Here is a 20,647-nt window from a genome sequence, read left to right on the forward strand (position 1 = left end):
AGATGACGAAAAGCAAAGCCTTCGAAGGTTTTGATCTCTATACTGTCTGGCAGACAACGCTGCTAAGGCAGGGTAATTTAACCGTATCGCGCTAAGCGTGGAGGATAGAATGCGACATCCGTTAGTAATGGGTAACTGGAAACTGAACGGCAGCAAAACTATGGTCAACGAGCTGATTGCAGGTCTGCGCAATGAGCTGAGCAGCGTTGATGGCTGCGGCGTAGCCATTGCCCCACCGGTGATGTATCTGGATCTGGCGAAACATGCCGCTTCCGGTAGCCATATCGCGCTTGGCGCGCAGAACGTTGATGTTAACCTGAGCGGCGCTTTTACCGGTGAAGTCTCTGCCGACATGCTGAAAGATATTGGTGCGAAATACATCATTATCGGCCACTCAGAGCGTCGTACTTACCATAAAGAAAGCGACGAGCTGATTGCTAAAAAATTCGAAGTGCTGAAGGCCGCGGGCCTGATCCCCGTGCTGTGCATTGGCGAAACCGAAGCGGAAAACGAAGCGGGTAAAACCGAAGAAGTGTGTGCTCGCCAAATTGATGCCGTGCTGAAAACCCAGGGCGCGGAAGCGTTCAATGGCGTGGTTATCGCTTACGAACCTGTGTGGGCAATCGGCACCGGTAAATCAGCGACGCCTGCGCAGGCACAGGCAGTACACAAATTTATCCGCGACCACATTGCGAAACAAGATGCGAACGTGGCGGCTCAGGTCATCATTCAGTACGGTGGCTCAGTCAATGATAAAAATGCTGCTGAACTCTTTGCTCAGCCAGACATCGACGGCGCGCTGGTAGGCGGCGCATCACTGAAAGCCGATGCTTTTGCGGTGATCGTTAAAGCGGCTGCGGCGGCTAAAGCCTGATGTTTACCCCCTGTCCCGGAAACGGGGCAGGTTTTTCCTTTCTTCTTCTTTTTACCGGTTCTGCCACTCCAGGGCTTTGACGCTCACCCGACATCAAATTCACCTATATGTAACATTTACATAACAAATACCGTTCATTATTTCTACGCCTGAATTTTTTTAGCGGATCGATTCAGCTTCTCCTCTCCTCGCACCCAAATCCGACGTTTTTCAGTCGCTATCAGTAATCCGGAATAATAACCTTTTGATTTTCGGTGCAAAAACAACCGTATTTTGTGCATAAAAAAAGCCATTCTGTGCAGAGTATCAATGTTGCTAATTTCGTTGCACTCTTCATTCTCATTTTTAATCTTTAAACAATTTTTTAAATGCCACGTAACAATGGTATATTTCAGGTGATGTAAATCTGTGCTAACAGACCCTTTACTCTGTAGGCCTTTCTGATAAGAGCATCCCTGCATTCAGTGGAACAGAAAACGGCTCGAACAGAAACCGACTCTGTTTCACCCGCTAAACATGTTGATTATTCAACATACGGAGAAGTCGCCCCATGCCAAATCAACAAGTACGCCTGGCTGCCTCCCGCAACAAAACAGGCTTTGCGAAAACAGCCGAGATAACCGAAAACGCTGACGTCGATGTGTTGCTGATCGGCGGCGGAATTATGAGCGCCACGCTGGGTGCTTTTTTACAGGAGCTTGAGCCGGACTGGCGCATCAGTATGACTGAGCGTCTTGAGCACGTTGCACAAGAAAGCTCAAATGGCTGGAACAATGCAGGCACCGGCCATGCCGCGCTGGCGGAAATGAACTACACCCCGGAAAAAACAGACGGCAGCGTCGATATCAAAAAAGCCGTGGACATCAACGAAGCGTTCCAGCTCTCTCGCCAGTTTTGGGCTTATCAGGTGCAACGTGGCGGCCTGAAAAATCCGCACAGCTTTATTAACAGCGTGCCGCACATGAGTTTTGTCTGGGGCGACGACAATATCGCCTTCCTGAAGAAGCGCTTTGAAGCTTTACAGAAGAGTTCGCTGTTCCGTGGCATGGAGTATTCCGAAGATCCCGAGCAAATCAAAAAGTGGATCCCCTTAGTGATGGAAGGACGCGGCGAACAGGAACGCGTGGCCGCTACGCGCATCCCGACAGGAACCGATGTTAATTTTGGCGAAATCACGCGTCAGCTGGTCGCTTCGTTACAGAAAAATGAGAATTTCTCACTGCATACTCGTCACGAAGTTCGCCGGTTTAAACGTAACGACGATGGCAGCTGGAACGTGACGATTGCCGATCTGAAAAACGATGCCGAGCGAACCCTGCGCGCGCGCTACATCTTTATCGGCGCGGGCGGCGCAGCCCTGACGCTGTTGCAGAAGACCGGTATCCCGGAAGCGAAAGACTATGCTGGTTTTCCAGTGGGTGGCGAATTCCTGGTCAGCGAAAACGAAGACGTGGTGAAACGCCATCTGGCGAAAGTGTATGGCAAAGCCTCGGTCGGCGCGCCGCCGATGTCCGTTCCACACCTTGATACGCGCATGCTGGACGGCAAGCAGGTCATGCTGTTCGGGCCTTTTGCCACCTTCTCTACCAAGTTTCTGAAGCAGGGTTCGCTGTGGGATATGTTTGGCTCAATGACGCCGTCGAACTTTAAGCCGATGGTTCATGTCGGGCTGGATAATTTTAACCTGGTAAAATACCTGGTGGGTCAGGTCATGCTGACCGATGACGATCGCCACAAGGCGCTGCAAGAGTACTTCCCGGATGCGGAGAAAGCGGACTGGCGTCTGGTGAAAGCAGGCCAACGCGTGCAGATCATCAAGAAAGATGCTGAAAAAGGCGGCGTGCTGAAGCTGGGTACGGAAGTGGTGGCATCGCAGGATGGCACCATTTCTGCGCTGCTGGGCGCTTCGCCTGGCGCATCAACCGGTGCGCCAATCATGCTGGATCTGATGAATAAAGTCTTTTCTGACCGCTTCAACACGTCGGCGTGGCAGTCAAAGCTGAAAAAAATGCTGCCTTCATACGGTCAGAAGCTGAACGGTAACGTCGCGACGACGGAGCACATCATGGCGGAAACCAGCCGTATACTGCAGCTGAACTACTCGCCGTTTACCGCTGCTAATGATGAAGCAGCCATTGCCGGTGCTGCGGTTATTGGCAAGTAATCGCTATAGCCGGCTAAACTAGCCGGTAGAAAGGGCGGAGTCTGGCCTTCGCTCCGCCCTTCTGCCTGTTTCCCGGTACTCAATTTTTCGCCATTCTCTGAATTTACCCTGCCTGGCCGACCATTCCCTGCACAACTCACTCAGACGACTATGCTTTTATCTGACCTTAAACAGAGGAGCAGCTAAATGGATACGTCTTTGCCACAGCCAGTCACCGACGCTGAGCTTGAGCTTCTCGATCGCTATTGGCGTGCTGCCAACTATCTCTCGGTCGGGCAAATTTATTTAATGAGCAATCCCCTGCTGCGTGAGCCGTTACGGCCCGAGCATATAAAACCTCGCCTGCTGGGCCACTGGGGAACCACTCCTGGCCTGAACTTTATCTATGCTCATCTGAACCGTATTATTCGCCAGCGAGATGTGGATCTGCTTTATGTCTGCGGCCCGGGCCATGGTGGTCCGGGCATGGTGGCGAATACCTGGCTTGAAGGTACCTACAGCGAAGTTTATCCGGCCGTCAGTGCCGATGCTGAAGGTATGCAAAAGCTGTTTCGGCAATTCTCTTTCCCCGGCGGCATTCCCAGCCATGCCGCGCCGGAAACGCCAGGCTCAATTAATGAAGGCGGCGAACTGGGCTATTCACTGGTTCATGCTTTTGGTGCCGCTTTCGATCATCCGGATCTGATCGTCCCCTGCGTGATCGGCGATGGCGAAGCCGAAACCGGTCCGCTGGCCGCCAGCTGGCACGGTAACAAATTTCTTAATGCCGCTCGTGATGGCGCGGTGCTCCCTATTCTGCATCTGAATGGCTACAAAATTGCCAATCCCACGCTGCTGGGACGCAGTAGCGATGAAGATTTGCGGCAGCTTTTCCGCGGATATGGCTATGAGCCGCTATTCGTCTCGGGTGACGAACCGCTAAAAATGCACCGGCTGATGGCCGAAGCGCTGGATTGCGCTTTCGACAGCATTCGCCAGTATCAGCTGGAAGCCCGGCGGGGCGATGCACAGGAAAACATTCCGAGCTGGCCGATGATTATCCTGCGCAGCCCCAAAGGCTGGACCGGCCCCAAAACGGTGGACGGTAAAAAGGTCGAGGGTTTCTGGCGTGCCCATCAGGTTCCCGTTTCCGAATGTCGTGAAAACGACGACCACCGTCAGATTTTGCAGGAATGGATGCAGAGCTATCATCCTGCCGATCTCTTTGACGATGCAGGAAGATTAAAACCTGAGCTACAGGCGCTGGCTCCGCGAGGCGATAAACGTATGGGCGCCACGCCTTACGCAAACGGTGGTCGTCTGCGTAAAGAGCTTAAGACACCGGACATTCGTCAATTCGCTGTTGATGTCGGCAAGCCCGGCGAAACGCAGGCGCAGTCCACTGCGGTTCTCGCCAGTTATCTGAGCGCCATCTTCCAGCATAATCCAGATAATTTCCGGCTTTTTGGCCCGGATGAAACCGCCTCTAACCGGCTCAGCAAAGTCTTTGATGTGACTAATCGCACCTGGATGGAAAAAATCCAGGATTACGATGAGCAGCTGGCACCGGATGGCCGCGTGATGGAGATCCTGAGCGAGCACCAGTGTCAGGGCTGGCTGGAAGGCTATCTGCTCACCGGCAGGCATGGGCTGTTCAACTGCTATGAAGCCTTTATCCACATCGTCGACTCGATGTTTAACCAGCACGCCAAGTGGCTGAAAGTCTCTCGCAAGCTGCCATGGCGTGAACCGATCTCCTCCCTAAACTACCTGCTTTCTTCTCACGTCTGGCGGCAGGATCATAATGGCTATAGCCACCAGGATCCCGGCTTTATCGATCACGTTGTCAACAAGAAAGCCGATATTGTGCGTGTTTACCTGCCACCTGATGCCAACACGCTGCTCTGGGTTGGCGATCACTGTCTGAAAACCTGGGATCGCATCAACGTGATCATTGCCGGTAAACAGCCCGAACCGCAGTGGCTGAGCATGGACGAAGCGATTGCCCATTGTGAACAGGGGATGGGCATCTGGCCTTGGGCAGGCAATGAAAAAGCCGATACGCCGCCCGATGTGGTGATGGCCTGCGCAGGAGATGTCCCGACAATGGAAACCCTTGCCGCAGTCGACCTGCTGCGTCAGTACCTGCCTGACCTGGCGGTCCGGGTGGTTAACGTGGTGGATTTACTGGCACTGCAAACAAAAGATCAGCATCCACATGGCCTGGAAGACGAGGCCTTCGACGCCATCTTTACCGTCGATAAACCGGTCGTCTTTGCTTTCCACGGCTATCCGGCACTAATCCATCGACTGGCCTATCAGCGCAACAATCATCGTAATTTCCACGTCCGGGGATTTAATGAAGAAGGCACAACAACTACGCCGTTTGATATGACAGTGCTTAACGAAGTGGATCGCTACCATCTGGCTCAGGAGGCAATTTTACGTGTTCCGGGGCTGGCGGAAAAAGCGGGCGACGTGCTGGACGCCTTGCAGGAGAAGCTGGCCGCTCATCACGCTTACGTTCGTGAATATGGCGAAGACGTACCGGAAGTACAGAACTGGAAATGGCCATCGCAAGAAGGAAGCAGCGACGTGGGCGATTAACGGCATAAGTGGCCGTTAGCCCAGGGTTTACAGGCCGGAGCCATCGGTGCCGGCCTGTGACAGCGAAGGCTGCTTCAGGGATGAAGCAGTTCAACCAGCATCCACAGCGTGGTCAGAACCAGCGAAAACGCCATCAATGCGTTAAACAGACGTCGTTTCCAGGCCACCTGTAAATGTTGACCAAGCCGATCGCCCATCATTGCCCAGATAAGAATACAGGGCAGATTTAACAGCATAAACCCGCCTGCCACCACCATCAGGCTGCTGCTGGCCGTGTACATCAGCGCCACGTTGATCGCCATCAGCCATGCTTTCGGATTGACGGCCTGAAACATTGCGCCGCCCACCAGCGTCATCGGCCTGGCTTTCTCATGAAGTTCCGGCGCGCCCGCCCGAAAAATTTTCCACGAGAGCCACAGCAAATAGGCACAGCCCAACAGCGTGAGCGGCGTCCGAATCGCGCTCATCCATTGCAGTAAAAAGTCCAGCATCAGGGTGGCCATCACGATCTGTACTGCACAGCCAACCATAATCCCCAATACCATGGGAAGCGTACGGCGCAGGCCGAAATTAACGCCAGAAGTTGCCAGCAGCAGGTTATTCGGACCTGGCGTTATCGACATAACGGTAACGTAACTGAAAAAAGAGGGATCGATCATCGGCTGTATCCTGCGAGTCATTTGATAGCACCAAAATACAAGCAGACGGGCGATGGTAACAGATTCAGAAATACACTATTGTCATGAGTACAATCCTATCCAAATACCTGTTGTACCCATGCTCTGGAGGAACTACTGTGTCCATCATCGAACCGCAGGAGAGCACGCTGTATCATCAGCTTGCCGAAACGCTGGCAGACGCCATACATAATGGCACCTGGCTTCCCGGCAGCCGCCTGCCCGCCATTCGCCGCTGCGCCGCCACCCATCAGGTCAGCATTAATACGGTATTAACCGCCTACCGCTTATTGGAAGATCGTGGGCTGATTGAAGCGCGTCCGCAGTCCGGTTATTACGTTCGCGGCGTTTTACCTTCGGTTAAGGCCCAGGCCAGCCATCGGGCAAAAGTGAGCTCGCCCAGCAGCAGCAAGCTGGATTTGATTGAAGCCGTTTTTGCCGCCCAGAACCACCCGGATTACACCAATATCTCTCTTGCCTGTCCGCAAAACAGCGATTTTTTTCCGACGGCAAAAATCAGCCGTATTATGGCTTCGCTGCTGCGCCGTGAACCGAATTTGATTGGTCGCTATGCCCTTCCTCCCGGCAGTGAACGTTTACGTCGGGAGATAGCGCGTCGGGCAAGGGACTTGGGTATGACATTAACCACCGACGATATCACGCTAACACACGGCTGCATGGAGGCGTTGCAGCTGGCGCTTCGCGTCGTCACTAAGCCGGGCGACTGCGTTGGGCTGGAAACGCCAACCTACTTCTATCTCTTTCCGCTGCTTGCCAGTCTGGGGCTGAACGTCGTTGAAATCCCAACCGATCCGCAGCATGGTCTGTCGCTTGATGCATTGGAACTGGTATTGCAGGAGAAACGCATTCAGGCGCTGGTCGCCATGCCCACCGTACAAAATCCGCTGGGCTGTACCATGAAGCTGGAAGATAAAAAGCGGCTGGCGAAGCTGGTGAATCGTTACCAGATCCCGCTGATTGAGGATGGTCTGTATGATGAATTGCAGTTCTGCTGGCCATTGTCACCCGCGGTTAAAGCGTTCGACAGTGACGGCTGGGTACTGCATTGCGCCAGCTTCACTAAAACGGTGACGCCGGATTTCCATGTGGGCTGGATTGCCGCAGGCCGCTTCAGCGAAGATCTGGCGAGGCTGAAATCCGTTTCCTCTTTAACCGAATCACGCCTGCTCAGTGAAACGCTCGGACATTTTCTGGAATCCGGCGGCTACGATCATCATCTGCGCACCATGCGCCGCCGTTATGCCGCCCAGATGGATGAAGCGCGGGGATTGATTGCCCGGCATTTTCCTCAGGGAACCCGAGCTACCCAGCCCAGCGGCGGCTTTATTTTCTGGGTCGAGCTGCCCGGCGAGATCGACTGCATTGCACTGTTCCACCGCCTGCTACAGGAAAAAATCTGCCTGACCCCAGGCGCGCTCTATACCCTGAGCGACCGTTGCAACAGCGCATTGCGCCTTACCTGCTGTTATCCCTTTGATGAACGCTATACCTGGGCGCTGAAACGAACTGGCGCGCTGGCTTGCGAAATGAGCGGCATCCCAGCGGGCATGATCTGATTGCGATCAGGGCGTCCCGTTTCGGCCCCACTTCGCGTAGCCTTTACGCCCGGTAAGCCGTTCGTAATAGGCGCGAACGGCCGGAAAATCAGGGTGCTCCAGCGGGGTCTCATACCAGCGATTGACCGACAATCCAATGGGGATATCGGCCAGCGAAAAGGCGTTACCGGCAACGTACGCGCCGGTACGTTGCAGCTGCTGATTGAGAATGCTCATGGTGTATGACCAGCCTTTGCAGGCAGCAGCGAGCAACCGCGGATCCTGGTGTGCAGGCGAATGCCGTACCAGCGACATAAAAGCATAGCGCCAGGAGGTGTTCAACTCGGTAGCCTGCCAGTCGATCCACTGATCGATCGGCGCACGGGTGCGAGGATGGCGGGGATAGAGCCATTCGCCATCCCAAGCATTAGCCAGGTAACGAATGATGGCATGGGACTCCCATAGCGTGAAATCGTCCTCCTGGATCACCGGGATCAGCGCATTAGGATTCATCGCTTTAAACTCCGCTTCCTGAAGCGATTTAAAGCCATCTCCCCAGTCTTCACGGCGGAAAGGGATCTCCAGTTCTTCACAGATCCAAAGGACTTTTCTGACATTGATAGACGATGCACGTCCCAGTATTTTCAGCATAATTCCGTCACTTTTTGTTCAGGTTTTAACTATTAATACCCATTGCAGCCGGACTGACAATGGCCGTACTCTGTAAGCCAGCATGTTTCAACCGTTTTGCTTTGTGGCAAAAATTTCCTGATACCTTCAAAAAATTAAACGGTAACGTTAACTATGACGCAGTTACGCACTTTTAAACAGGTTGATGTCTTCACTTCTTCTCCTCTGAACGGCAATCCGCTGGCGGTGATCGTTGATGCCAGCGGCCTCAGCGATGAGCAAATGCAGAGCACCGCGCGCTGGACTAACCTGTCGGAAACCACGTTTGTTTTACCGCCAGACAACCCGGCTGCGGACTATCGCGTGCGCATCTTTACCCCGGATAGCGAGCTGCCTTTTGCCGGACATCCCACGCTGGGAACGGCTCATGCACTTCTGGAAAACGGGATTACCCTGAAAACGCCGGGACAGATTGTGCAGCAGTGCGAATTGGGACTGGTGACGATTAAAATCAGTGCAGATGGCGCACTGGCCTTTTCCGCGCCCGAAGCAACGCTTACAGAATTTAGTGATGCGCCTCTCGGCAGCGCGCTAAACAGCAACGCCATCGAAACCCGGCTGCCGGTGATGGTTGCCGATATGGGCATTCGCTGGCTGCTGGTCCCGATGATCTCAGCAGAAGACGTGCTGGCTATTAAGCCCAATGCGATTGAGTTTGAGCGCCTGCTTAAAAAAGCGCGCGTGACGGGCGTGATGCCTTTTGGCCCGCTGAAGGATCAGGAGGAACAGTATGAGGTGCGTGGCTTGCTGATTGAACAGGGATCGCTGAGTGAAGATCCCGTTACCGGCAGCGCCAATGCGTGTCTCGCCCGCTATCTTCAGGCGCAGGGCGTGGAGTTAGACTATCGGGTTCGTCAGGGTACGGCCATGCAGCGTGCAGGTCGGTTAAGCGTCACATGGGCTGCCGACGGCGTGTGGATTGGTGGCCATACGGTAACGGTAATCAACGGTACCATCAAACTCTGATGCCGCTCTTGCTTCCCCGGCGGCGCAGGCCAGCCGGGGAAAACCGCATCTGCCTGCTTAGAGAAACATACCACCTGACGCCTCAATACGCTGACCGTTTATCCAGCCACTCTCCTCGCTAAGGATCAGCGCAATGGCATTGCCAATATCATCCGGCAATCCAACCCTGCCTAATGCGGTAGCCGAGGAGATAAAGGCGTTAATTTGAGGATTATCACGCACTCTGCCGTCGCTGAAATCCGTTTCAATCGCGCCAGGCGCCAGTACGTTTACCGTAATACCCCGCGCACCCAGCTCTTTGGCCTGATAACGGGTCAGGACTTCTATCGCGCCCTTCACTGCGGCATAGGTTCCCGAACCGGGCTGGCTAAAGCGAGTCAGGCCACTGGAGATATTCAAAATCCTTCCGCCATTTACCATCAGTGGCAGCAGTTTTTGCGTGAGGAAAAAAGGCCCTTTGAAATGAATATTCACCATCTCATCAAACTGCGCTTCGGAAGTGGAAATAAAGGGTTCATGCAGCCCCGATCCGGCATTGTTTAATAAGTAGTCAAAACTATCACGCTGCCAAAGCGTTTTAAGCTGTTTCTGAACCTCACTGGCAAAATCAGAAAAGGCATCGCTGTCGCCTACATCCAGCTGAAGCGCCAGCCCACGGGCGCCGAGCGCCTCAATGGCCTTAACGACGTCCAGCGCTTCAGCCTCTTTATTACGCCAGGTCAAAATAATATCAACACCCTTTTCAGCCAGTTTTAGCGCCGCATTTCGGCCCAGGCCCCGACTTCCGCCGGTAATAATCGCGATTTTATGGCTCATTTGATCTCCCTCCAGTTTACTGTGGATAAAAAACAGCATATTGCCTGCAATCCGATCTATAAATACTCTCAGATACGCATCACTGTTTCATTTCAAACAACAAAAGGCGCACAAGTGGATAAAATTCATGCGATGCAAATCTTTGTCAGAGTAGCCGAATTAGCAAGTTTTACCCGTGCCGCAGAAAGCATGGGGTTGCCAAAAGGTAGCCTTTCGCGACAAATTCAGGCGCTGGAAAACACCATGGGTGCGCAGCTGCTTCATCGTACGACAAGGCGCGTGCAGCTGACGCAGGACGGACTGGTTTATTACGAGCGCTGTCGGGACGTGCTGGCAACGCTTGAAGAGATGGATTCACTTTTCCAGCAAGATCCTGCCACGCTCAGCGGCCGCCTGCGGGTCGATATGCCGGTTAGCCTGGCTTGTGATTATATTTTGCCGCTGCTGCCCGACTTTATGCAGCACTACCCCGGTATTGAACTGGAGTTAAGCAGCAGCGATCGCCGTGTTGATGTGATCCGCGAAGGTTTTGACTGCGTTGTTCGCGTTGGCACGCTGGAGAGTTCAGGACTTATTGCAAGACCGTTGGGGAAACTGACCCTTATTAACTGCGCCAGCCCCGATTACCTTTCACGTTTTGGTACACCGACCACGCTGGAAGACCTCTCAGCGCATGCCATGGTGCATTACGGTCAGCAGCTGGGTGCGCCACCGCCGGGTTTTGAATTTTACGATGGTAAAATCTGCCGTTACGTGAAGACCGGCGGCACGCTGACTGTTAACAGCACCGAAACCTATCGCAACGCCTGCATGGCGGGCCTTGGCATTATTCAGGCACCGGAAAGCGGCATGCGTAAAGCGCTAAAACAGAAAAAACTGGTCGAAATCCTGCCGCATTTTCGCGCCGAGCCGATGCCCGTTTCGCTAATTTATCCGCACCGACGTAACCTTGCTCGTCGCGTTCACGTTTTTATGGAATGGCTGACAAAAGCAATGAAAGCTTACGTAGCCTGACCACCTGGCTATAATTTGTCTTTAATCTAAACACTTAAAGGATATGAAGAAGGCTTCATGACGGAAAATAAACCAGCAGATAGCGCTAAAGGCGACGATAAGCCACTGATCAATATTAAAACCGGAAACAAAACCGTCGATAAATCGATTACCCGGGTTTCCAGACTGGTTAGCTGGTTTCAGGCCATTCCAACGGTGGCACATTTCATCCGTGCCGGGGAACGATTTAGCGATCGGCTGGGCAGCCAGTTTGGCGCGGCCATCACCTATTTCTCTTTTTTGTCACTGATCCCCATTCTGATGGTGTCGTTCGCCGCAGTGGGTTTTGTGCTGGCTTCCAACCAGGATTTGCTTACGGAGTTAATCAATAAGCTGGTAAACAGTATCAGCGATCCTACGCTGGCTACCACGCTAAAAAATACCGTTACCACGGCGGTTCAGCAGCGTACAACCGTAGGGATTACCGGATTGCTTGTGGCGCTTTATTCCGGCATCAGCTGGATGGGCAATTTGCGTGAAGCGGTTCGCGCTCAGTCACGCGATGTCTGGGAACGTAACGAGCAGGACGAGGAAAAAATTTATTTTAAATATACTCGCGATTTCATCTCGCTGATTGGGCTGGTGCTGGCGCTGATTATCACCATTTCACTCACCTCCGTGGCGGGTGCAGCACAGGATGCCATAGTCCGCGCGCTTGGCCTGGACGGTATTGAATGGCTGCGGCCGGTGATGACGCTTATCGCGCTGTCGATTTCAATTCTGGCCAACTATCTGCTGTTCTTGTGGATTTTCTGGAGATTACCGCGCCATAAACCTCGCAAAAAAGCGCTGTTCCGCGGCACGCTGCTGGCGGCAATTGGCTTTGAGGTGATTAAATTTATCATGACGCTGACGCTGCCAAAACTGGCTTCTTCGCCTTCTGGTGCCGCATTTGGTTCAGTACTGGGCCTGATGGCGTTTTTCTACTTCTTCGCCCGTTTGACGCTGTTCTGCGCGGCCTGGATAGCCACCGCAAAATATGCCGATGATAAACCTGAAGAGGAAGCCGAACAGGTTTAAAGGTTGGCGATCTAAAGGGGAGCCTTCGTGCTCCCTTTTCATTTCAATATTTTGCAGCTGTGATCCTGAAGTTCTTCTGCCGAACCCTGATTCAACAACAGCAAATTACGTTTAATCACCATCAGCGCACGCCGACCATTCGGCATCGCTGCCACCGCCACACCGTATTTCCCCATTTCTTCACGGGCATCAGGCAGTTCGTTAGCAATACGGATAAACGGACTGGTTCGCTTAAATTCATCTCTGGTAATGATTTTGACCTGATACTGATGCTCACCTAACTGCTCCAGCTGCCAGCGATTGGTCAGCGAAGCATCCAGGCTATCCAGCCGCTGGCGAATATCAGGACGCAGGCAGGAAATATGGATATGAAGCTGATTCTGCGTTCTGCCACGCTGTGAATTAATGCTCAGCGCCACAGCACTGTCATCGACCGGCGAGCCTCGTCGTTCTTCCATGAAATGACGTGAACGCCATGCCTCGGCAAAGAAATTAGGCGTGGACGGGTTAAGCAGCTCGGGACTTTCGATACCGCTAATTTTTTCCGTCGGCAGCAGTAAAAATTGCAGTGGACCATCGCGATCTTTCAGTACCACATAACCATTACGAATATCGACCTGTCGACAAGGTGTCGGATCGTTATTTTGTTGCTGATTAGGGATGCATTCCTGACTAACTATTTTCCATAGCGCATTGGAATTATGGTGGAAATTCATGGCTACGGAAGCACATCCTGCCGTCAGGATCAGGATAACTGTCGCCACAATCAGGACACGCTTTCGTCCCTGCATGATCAAAACCTCTGGTCTGTTACTGGGCATAATGTAAACGAACTGTTGGCTAAGGTCATGTTAAATAGTTAACAAGAGTGACTATTTCACGGAAGCGGTGAAAATTCAGTCACATAGGCAGGCGTTGGGGGAATGGATTGAAACGATGATAACAAAAAGGCCGATCTGAGATCGGCCTGTGAAACAGAGAATAGCGATTAGCGCTGCATGGCCTTGTCGTAGGTACCACCATCAGCAAAGTGCGTTTTCTGCGCCTTTGTCCAGCCACCGAACTTAGGATCGTCAATGGTGAACAGCTTAACTGGTGCAAATTTATCGGCGTATTTCTTCGCCACGGCGGGGTCGCGTGGACGATAGAAATTCTGCGCCGCAATATCCTGGCCTTCCGGAGAATAGAGATACTTCAGGTAGTCGTCGGCTACTTTACGGGTATCGCGCTCATCCACGACTTTATCAACCACGGAAACCGTTGGCTCCGCCAGGATAGATTCGCTCGGCGTCACGATTTCGAACTGATCTTTACCCAGTTTATTCACCGCCAGGTAAGCTTCGTTTTCCCATGCGATAAGCACGTCGCCAATGCCGCGCTCTACAAACGTATTGGTTGCACCACGCGCACCTGAATCCTGTACCTCAACGTTTTTGAACAGCGCTTTGATGTAGTCTTCTGCTTTCGAAGCATCGCCGTTGTTTTTATCCAGCGCCCATCCCCAGGCTGCGAGATAGTTCCAGCGCGCGCCACCGGATGTTTTCGGGTTAGGCGTAATCACGGAAACGCCCGGCTTGATCAAATCCTGCCAGTCATGAATCTGTTTGGGATTGCCTTTACGGACCAGGAAAACAATTGTTGAGGTATAAGGCGCGGAATTGTCCGGCAAACGCTTTATCCAATTTTTATCAATACGTCCGCGTTGTGCAATGGCGTCAACATCAGAAGCCAGTGCCAGCGTCACCACATCGGCACGGATGCCGTTGATCACCGAAGTTGCCTGCTTGCCCGAGCCGCCATGTGACTGACGAATCACCACGTTATCACCGGTTTCCTGCTTGTAATGCGCGCTGAAGGCTTTGTTGTACTGTTCGTACAGCTCACGAGTCGGATCGTAAGAGACGTTTAACAGCTGGATATCCTTCGCCAGAACACTTGTTGATGCCAGTAACAGGGTTAATCCGACACTCCACTTCTTCATCACGCATCTCCCAAAGGTTTTTTTGCTGTAAGAGAGCGTGACACAAAGTGATTCACGATTTAAAGAATTAAAAAATAGCTTTCATAACCGAATGGAATAACGTTTTGCATAAAAAAGGCGCTTCGGGATAGCGCCTTGATTTCTGTCAGTAAAGTTTCTTGGCGGTATCCAGCCAGTCGCCTTTAAACGGACGCTTCATGTTTTCGATAGCGTCAATGATGTCGTGATGCACCATTTTTTCGTTTTGGATGCCGACGCAGCGACCGCCATAGCCCTGTAGCAGCAGCTCAATCGAGTAAGCGCCCATGCGTGAAGCCAGGATTCGATCGTAAGCTACTGGCGCACCACCGCGCTGGATATGGCCTAAAACCGTTGAGCGCGTTTCCCGTTTGGTTTCCGATTCGATATATTTTGCCAGCTCATCGATATCGCAAATGTGCTCGGTAATCGCCACGATGGCATGCTTTTTACCCTTCGCAATACCCGCTTTGATTTCCTGCACCAGCTCTTCACGCGTGTAGGGGATTTCTGGCAGTACGATAAACTCACAGCCGCCCGCAATTGCAGCCGCCAGCGTCAAATCGCCACAGTAGCGGCCCATCACTTCGACAATAGAAATACGCTGGTGTGAGGAAGAGGTGTCGCGCAGGCGGTCAATTGCTTCTACTACCGTTTCCAGCGCGGTGAAGTAGCCAATCGTGTAGTCCGTCCCGGCCACATCGTTATCAATCGTGCCCGGAAGGCCAATACATGGGAACCCCATTTCGGTCAGGCGTTTCGCCCCCATGTAGGAGCCATCTCCGCCGATAACCACCAGTGCGTCGATACCGCGTTTTTTCATGTTATCGATAGCCATGGCACGAGTCGCTTCTTCACGGAACTCCGGGTAGCGCGCTGAGCCAAGGAACGTACCGCCACGGTTAATCATATCTGACACGCTGTAGCGGTCCAGATTGACCATCCGGTCCTCTACCAGTCCCTGATAACCATCATAAATGCCAAAAACTTCCAGATTTTCACTCAGCGCCGCACGGACAACGCCCCGGATAGCTGCGTTCATACCAGGCGCGTCACCGCCGCTTGTCAGTACACCGATTTTTTTGATCATGACAACCTCTGAACTTGTTAATGCAAAATTGTACATTCTGAACGCCATGGGGACCGGCGCACGCGAGCGATCTGTTATCTAATGTTGGCAATAGTATATCAAAGCCATTGGGCTGAATTGATTCAGGTCAGTGAACCCTGTGCTATTTTTTTAACGCAAAATAACATGGTGTGCTGCCTTTCAGCTAACGCATTTATTTGATTAAAAATCATAGCTCACCGGGCGGCTTTTCGGGAACCACCGAGCAGGGATCCTGGTGGATGGTCACATCAGAACCGGGAAATTTTTTCAGTAATTCACGCTCTACCTGCTCAGCAATCAGGTGCGCGTCGAAAAGCGTGAGATGGTCGTCCAGCTCAAGATGCAGCTGAATAAAGCGTGTCGGGCCTGACTGGCGGGTACGAATATCATGAACGCCTTCTACGCCAGGCCAGTTAACAACAATCGTTTCAATATGCTCTTTATCCGCTTCCGGCAACGCTCTGTCGAGCAGCAGCTGCACCGCCTCGTAGCCCATACGCAACGCGTTATATAAAATCCACACGCCGATCCCTAACGCAAATAAAGCATCAGCACGTTTAAAACCGTACCAGCTAAGCGCCAGCGCCACCAGAATGGCCCCGTTCATAATAACGTCAGACTGATAGTGAAGCATATCTGCACGGATGGCGAGACTGCGGGTTTTGCGCACCACCCAGCGCTGAAAAGTGACCAGAAGCAGTGTAGAAAATAGCGCAATCAGCGTTACGAATATCCCCACCAGCGGCGCTCGCATTTCAGCAGGCGTGGTCAGATGCTGTAAACCGGTGAGAAACAGAAACAGCGCCGAGCCGGAAATAAACATGCTTTGCGCCAGCGCCGCCAGTGATTCGGCTTTGCCATGACCAAAAGTGTGTTCTTCATCGGCGGGCTGAAGGGAATAGCGAACCACAAAAAGGTTGGTCAGGGAGGCGGCAATATCAACCAGAGAATCAACGAGCGCGGCAAGCAGGCTGACCGAGCCGGTGTACCACCAGGCAACAATTTTTACCAAAAGTAGCATCGAAGCCAGAACTGTTGCAGCAAGCGCGGCAGAGTTTACCAGGCGCGCATAGTGTTGTTCCATACCACACTCCGTTCAGGTCAATGACCTTAAGTATACCGGATTTGCGTTACTGCGGGAAAAGCGGCAGCCGTTCAATTTGTTTTAACGGGCTTTTTCCGAAGCGGATTGCAATTATGCGACGGAATTTAAGATAAAAAAAACCCCCGCATCATGCGGGGGGAAGACAGGGATGGTGTGCGCAATATCTGGCAGTAAGAAGCGGCCTGCATGTAACAAAGCGCCTGCCCGGTGCTATTTCCAGGGGTCAGAAGCATAAGCATTCAGATCGATACGAGGCATCACAGGTGTTTTACCGTCATAGTAAAAAGCCGAGTTAGAGAAGGAGTTCACCTTGCCTGTCAGTTTTACTAATACGTGATCGCCAACAGCCGTGACGGTCGCATTACCGACATCAGCCTGCAGAAACGGCGCGGATTTCTGCAGTACCGCCATCGGATCGCTGAGATATTTGTTAAGATAGTAACGATAAACGTCAGAGTCAGTCGCCCCGGCATCCTGATATTTTGTCACGTACAGCCAGACATTTTCTGATAGCTGTTTCTGACTGACCAGAAGGTCATTTCGAGAGGCGTTTCCGCAATATCCAAATAGCCCTCCTAAAATCACTATGAGCAACAGAACGGTTGTTAGTGCCCTGTGTCCCCACTTAATAGCGATGTTGATTGGCATAATCTATTCCCTGTTGGATCCAGTACTGGTCACGTGGGTCATCTCCATACGGGATGTTTTTATACCAGTATCCCCATCGGGGATCGGCAGTACCAGCTCTGCTCTGCGCCCAGCCAGCCAGCCCCACGCAACAATATCCCTTCAGGTATACCGGCAACAATACCCGTTGCACCGTAATTAAAATTGCCAAAATTCTGATATTTCGCCCCCTGCTGCTTGTAATCCCAAGGTCCCTTGTTACGTACTTGATGATAAAACCAGTAATATACAGTTGGTGAGGCCATATTACGCGGCATTCCACGATGGCGAGCTTCCAAAAGGTTTTTTGCTAAAAGAGAGAACTCACCTGAGGGCATAAGCGGGATAACAGCCATGATAATTTGTCTTCCTGACAGAGTTGATAAGTGAAATTCCTTCTAACTATATGGCTGATAAAATAGCATGCTTGTGCTGGCCAAAAGAAAATCACAATCATATCCTGAGAGATTAAGCACCGCCTTTAAGGTGGCTTTTTAAGAATGAGTTTTTCATGGGCCAGGATGTAATAATGGATAAAAAAAACCCCCGCATCATGCGGGGGGAAGACAGGGATGGTGTCTATGGCAAGGAAAAAAGGGATACTGAGTTACTGCTTACTCTCGGGACTACTCACTGCCTGCAGTGATACAGCCTGCTGCATCTGGGCCAGCTTGCGCATTTCACTCATGCGCTGCTGATGTTTCTGCTTCAAAACGTCCTGCTGAGCTGGCGTTAACAGGTGATACATTTGATTGCGTACACGGGCCATTTCGACCTGTCGCGTTACTTCTTCTTTTGCAATCCTGTCCAGCCGCGCTTTATAGTCCGTTTCGTTGAATTTATCTGCAATAATCATCTCGTGCAGCTGTTCTAAATCGTTAATACTTATGGAAGAACGCTCGTGGCGAGCCTGCTGCATCAAATCTCGCATCTGTTGACGCTGTTGTTCTGTGAGATTGATGCCATCAAACATGTGACTTTGCGGAATTTGCGTCATACTGCGTAGCGCCGCGCCGTCCTGATGCATCTCGTCATTCGTCGTCACTTCTGCAGCCCATGCGGCGGAGAAACTGAGTATCAGCGCCGGAACCACAACGACGGCGGTAACTTTGCGCATCGCTAACTCCCAGGTTGGTTTCCATATTTCGATTCAACGAAAGCCAGTCTACGGACCCCGCTGCAAACATGCGTCAGGGGGTGTAAAAGTACGTAAAGTCATGGATTGACAGCATTCGTTCACGGTATTTTGCCTACGGAGGGTAATAAAAATGAATAAGATCCTGTTGGTTGATGACGATCGCGAATTAACTTCGCTGTTGAAAGAATTGCTTGAAATGGAAGGGTTTGATGTCCTGGTTGCCGGTGACGGTGAACAGGCGCTGAGCCTGCTTGATAACTCTGTTGATCTGTTGTTACTTGATGTCATGATGCCGAAGAAAAACGGCATTGATACCCTGAAAGAACTGCGTCAGCAGCACCAGACACCGGTCATTATGTTAACTGCTCGCGGTAGCGAACTGGATCGGGTTCTGGGGCTGGAACTGGGCGCAGATGACTATTTGCCTAAGCCTTTTAACGACCGCGAGCTGGTGGCTCGGATACGCGCTATCCTGCGTCGTTCAAACTGGAGCGAGCAGCAACAGCATCACGACAACAGTTCTCCTACGCTTGAAGTGGATCACCTGCGCCTGAATCCAGGCCGCCAGGAAGCGAGTTTTGACGATTTGACGCTGGATCTGACAGGGACGGAGTTCACCCTGCTTTATCTTCTTGCTCAGCACCTGGGACAGGTCGTTTCCCGCGAGCATTTGAGTCAGGAAGTGCTTGGTAAACGCCTGACGCCTTTTGACCGCGCTATCGATATGCATATTTCCAATCTACGCCGCAAACTGCCCGATCGCAAAGATGGACATCCGTGGTTTAAAACGTTACGTGGCAGGGGCTATTTGATGGTTTCTGCAACATGATCTCCAGCCTGACCACCCGTATTTTCGCTATTTTTTGGCTGACGCTGGCACTGGTACTGATGCTGGTGTTGATGGTGCCTAAACTGGACACGCGCCAGATGACGCCGCTGCTCGATAATGAACAGCGGCAGGGTACGATGATCGAACAGCATGTTGAAGCGGAGCTGATGCAGGATCCGCCCAATGACCTGATGTGGTGGCGCAGGCTGTTTCGCGCAATAGATAAATGGGCGCCCCCTGGCCAACGTCTGCTGCTGGTCACCAGCGAAGGTCGGGTCATTGGCGCACAGCATAATGAAATGCAGGTGATCCGTAACTTTATCGGCCAGTCCGACAATGCCGATCACCCGCAAAAGAAAAAATATGGCCGGGTGGAAATGATTGGGCCTTTCTCCGTGCGTGATGGGGAAGATAACTATCAGCTCTATCTGATCAGGCCAGCGAGCAGCTCCCAGCTCGACTTTATCAATCTGCTGTTTGACCGCCCGTTGCTGTTACTGATTGTCACCATGCTGATCAGCTCACCGCTGCTGCTCTGGCTGGCATGGAGCCTGGCGAAACCGGCTCGTAAGCTCAAGCATGCTGCTGATGACGTGGCAGCCGGAAATCTGCGTCAGCGTCCGGAACTGGAGGCAGGCCCGCAGGAATTTCTGGCGGCAGGATCAAGCTTCAACCAGATGGTCAGTGCGTTGGAAAGAATGATGACGGCGCAGCAGCGGCTGCTCTCTGATATTTCCCACGAACTGCGTACGCCGTTGACGCGCTTACAGCTGGCGACAGCGTTAATGCGGCGACGTCAGGGCGAAGGCAAAGAGCTACAGCGTATTGAAATGGAAGCCCAGCGCCTGGACGGCATGATCAACGATTTGTTAGTCCTGTCCCGTACCCAGCATAAAAACGCACTGGTCAGCGAAGCGATGAAAGCGAATCATCTTTGGTCTGGTGTCCTGGATGATGCCAAATTTGAAGCCGAGCAGATGGGAAAAACGCTGGAAATCCCTTATCCGCCCGGCCCATGGCCGCTGTACGGTAATCCGAGCGCCCTGGATAGCGCGCTGGAAAATATCGTGCGCAACGCCTTACGCTATTCAAATTCGAAAATATCAGTCAGCTTTTCCGTCGATAAACAAGGCATTACCATTCATGTTGATGATGATGGTCCTGGCGTCAGCGCCGAAGATCGTGAGCAAATCTTCCGCCCGTTTTATCGCACTGATGAAGCGAGGGATCGTGAATCTGGCGGCACCGGGCTTGGGCTGGCAATTGTGGAAACCGCTATCCAACAGCATCGCGGCTGGGTAAAAGCGGATGACAGCCCGCTCGGTGGCCTGCGGCTGACGCTCTGGTTGCCGCTCTATACCAGCAACAACTGATCCGCTGCGGATAATTTGCTATGC

General features: G+C 52.3%; 19 protein-coding genes. 9 read left to right on the forward strand and 10 right to left on the reverse strand.

All coding sequences use genetic code 11. From position 1 onward, the window contains the following. Positions 1 to 109: 109 nt before the first annotated feature. From tpiA to AAGQ96_RS21040, 3 genes are all read left to right on the forward strand, one after another. On the forward strand, positions 110 to 874 hold the full coding sequence (tpiA, locus tag AAGQ96_RS21030; RefSeq protein ID WP_147200332.1) for a triose-phosphate isomerase: 765 nt from the start codon (positions 110 to 112) through the stop codon (positions 872 to 874). A 550-nt stretch (positions 875 to 1,424) separates the two neighbouring features. Further along, positions 1,425 to 3,038 carry a malate dehydrogenase (quinone) gene (gene mqo / locus AAGQ96_RS21035; protein ID WP_147200333.1) on the forward strand — a complete coding sequence of 538 codons (1,614 nt, stop codon included), beginning with the start codon at positions 1,425 to 1,427 and terminating at the stop codon, positions 3,036 to 3,038. A 186-nt stretch (positions 3,039 to 3,224) separates the two neighbouring features. Further along, complete coding sequence (locus AAGQ96_RS21040; RefSeq protein WP_342754475.1) at positions 3,225 to 5,624, forward strand: phosphoketolase family protein; 2,400 nt, start codon at positions 3,225 to 3,227, stop codon at positions 5,622 to 5,624. A 74-nt stretch (positions 5,625 to 5,698) separates the two neighbouring features. Here the strand turns inward: AAGQ96_RS21040 and AAGQ96_RS21045 are convergent, their stop codons facing one another. Next, entirely contained in the window at positions 5,699 to 6,283 is a 585-nt protein-coding gene (locus tag AAGQ96_RS21045) for a LysE family translocator (protein WP_342754476.1), read from the reverse strand. A gap of 137 nt (positions 6,284 to 6,420) precedes the next feature. Between AAGQ96_RS21045 and AAGQ96_RS21050 the strand changes: the two genes are divergently transcribed. Next, complete coding sequence (locus tag AAGQ96_RS21050; RefSeq protein ID WP_342754477.1) at positions 6,421 to 7,878, forward strand: PLP-dependent aminotransferase family protein; 1,458 nt, start codon at positions 6,421 to 6,423, stop codon at positions 7,876 to 7,878. 6 nt (positions 7,879 to 7,884) lie between these two features. On the opposite strand, the gene AAGQ96_RS21055 is transcribed toward AAGQ96_RS21050, so the two are convergent. Next, positions 7,885 to 8,508 (reverse strand): glutathione S-transferase, encoded by a 624-nt coding sequence (locus AAGQ96_RS21055; protein WP_147200336.1) that lies wholly within the window; start codon positions 8,506 to 8,508, stop codon positions 7,885 to 7,887. Positions 8,509 to 8,661: 153 nt separating this feature from the next. Here AAGQ96_RS21055 and AAGQ96_RS21060 point away from each other — a divergent pair, with 153 nt between their 5' ends. Continuing rightward, positions 8,662 to 9,513, forward strand: coding sequence for a PhzF family phenazine biosynthesis protein (locus tag AAGQ96_RS21060; RefSeq protein WP_147200337.1), 852 nt, complete (start codon positions 8,662 to 8,664; stop codon positions 9,511 to 9,513). 57 nt (positions 9,514 to 9,570) lie between these two features. Here the strand turns inward: AAGQ96_RS21060 and AAGQ96_RS21065 are convergent, their stop codons facing one another. After that, the gene (locus tag AAGQ96_RS21065) at positions 9,571 to 10,329 is read right to left on the reverse strand and encodes an SDR family oxidoreductase (protein WP_147200338.1); all 759 of its coding nucleotides are present in this window, start codon (positions 10,327 to 10,329) and stop codon (positions 9,571 to 9,573) included. A 114-nt stretch (positions 10,330 to 10,443) separates the two neighbouring features. On the opposite strand from AAGQ96_RS21065, the gene AAGQ96_RS21070 reads away from it, so the two are divergent. Both AAGQ96_RS21070 and yhjD read left to right on the forward strand, forming a co-directional pair. Continuing rightward, complete coding sequence (locus AAGQ96_RS21070) at positions 10,444 to 11,343, forward strand: LysR substrate-binding domain-containing protein (RefSeq protein ID WP_342754478.1); 900 nt, start codon at positions 10,444 to 10,446, stop codon at positions 11,341 to 11,343. 57 nt (positions 11,344 to 11,400) lie between these two features. Further along, complete coding sequence (gene yhjD, locus AAGQ96_RS21075; protein WP_147200340.1) at positions 11,401 to 12,402, forward strand: inner membrane protein YhjD; 1,002 nt, start codon at positions 11,401 to 11,403, stop codon at positions 12,400 to 12,402. A gap of 38 nt (positions 12,403 to 12,440) precedes the next feature. Here the strand turns inward: yhjD and AAGQ96_RS21080 are convergent, their stop codons facing one another. The 7 genes from AAGQ96_RS21080 to cpxP form a co-directional block, all read right to left on the reverse strand. Continuing rightward, positions 12,441 to 13,193: a CDP-diacylglycerol diphosphatase gene (locus AAGQ96_RS21080; RefSeq protein WP_147200341.1), complete on the reverse strand. Its 753-nt coding sequence runs from the start codon at positions 13,191 to 13,193 to the stop codon at positions 12,441 to 12,443. A 197-nt stretch (positions 13,194 to 13,390) separates the two neighbouring features. Beyond that, complete coding sequence (locus AAGQ96_RS21085; protein ID WP_342754479.1) at positions 13,391 to 14,383, reverse strand: sulfate ABC transporter substrate-binding protein; 993 nt, start codon at positions 14,381 to 14,383, stop codon at positions 13,391 to 13,393. 145 nt (positions 14,384 to 14,528) lie between these two features. Continuing rightward, entirely contained in the window at positions 14,529 to 15,491 is a 963-nt protein-coding gene (gene pfkA, locus AAGQ96_RS21090) for a 6-phosphofructokinase (protein WP_147200343.1), read from the reverse strand. Positions 15,492 to 15,699: 208 nt separating this feature from the next. Further along, positions 15,700 to 16,596 carry a CDF family cation-efflux transporter FieF gene (gene fieF / locus AAGQ96_RS21095; RefSeq protein ID WP_342754480.1) on the reverse strand — a complete coding sequence of 299 codons (897 nt, stop codon included), beginning with the start codon at positions 16,594 to 16,596 and terminating at the stop codon, positions 15,700 to 15,702. Positions 16,597 to 16,827: 231 nt separating this feature from the next. Then, positions 16,828 to 17,265 (reverse strand): hypothetical protein, encoded by a 438-nt coding sequence (locus tag AAGQ96_RS21100; protein WP_342754481.1) that lies wholly within the window; start codon positions 17,263 to 17,265, stop codon positions 16,828 to 16,830. Positions 17,266 to 17,324: 59 nt separating this feature from the next. Then, positions 17,325 to 17,639, reverse strand: a complete 315-nt coding sequence (locus AAGQ96_RS21105) for a polymorphic toxin type 44 domain-containing protein (RefSeq protein WP_342754482.1) — start codon at positions 17,637 to 17,639, stop codon at positions 17,325 to 17,327. Between the two features lie 251 nt (positions 17,640 to 17,890). Then, positions 17,891 to 18,400: a cell-envelope stress modulator CpxP gene (cpxP, locus tag AAGQ96_RS21110; RefSeq protein ID WP_147200347.1), complete on the reverse strand. Its 510-nt coding sequence runs from the start codon at positions 18,398 to 18,400 to the stop codon at positions 17,891 to 17,893. 151 nt (positions 18,401 to 18,551) lie between these two features. On the opposite strand from cpxP, the gene cpxR reads away from it, so the two are divergent. Continuing rightward, positions 18,552 to 19,250, forward strand: coding sequence for an envelope stress response regulator transcription factor CpxR (gene cpxR / locus AAGQ96_RS21115; protein WP_147200348.1), 699 nt, complete (start codon positions 18,552 to 18,554; stop codon positions 19,248 to 19,250). Next, positions 19,247 to 20,623, forward strand: a complete 1,377-nt coding sequence (gene cpxA, locus AAGQ96_RS21120; RefSeq protein ID WP_147200349.1) for an envelope stress sensor histidine kinase CpxA — start codon at positions 19,247 to 19,249, stop codon at positions 20,621 to 20,623. The genes cpxR and cpxA overlap by 4 nt, the downstream gene beginning before the upstream one ends. Positions 20,624 to 20,647 lie beyond the last annotated feature (24 nt).

It is taken from the genome of Pantoea sp. MBD-2R (genome assembly GCF_039134845.1).
Lineage (GTDB): Bacteria > Pseudomonadota > Gammaproteobacteria > Enterobacterales > Enterobacteriaceae > Erwinia.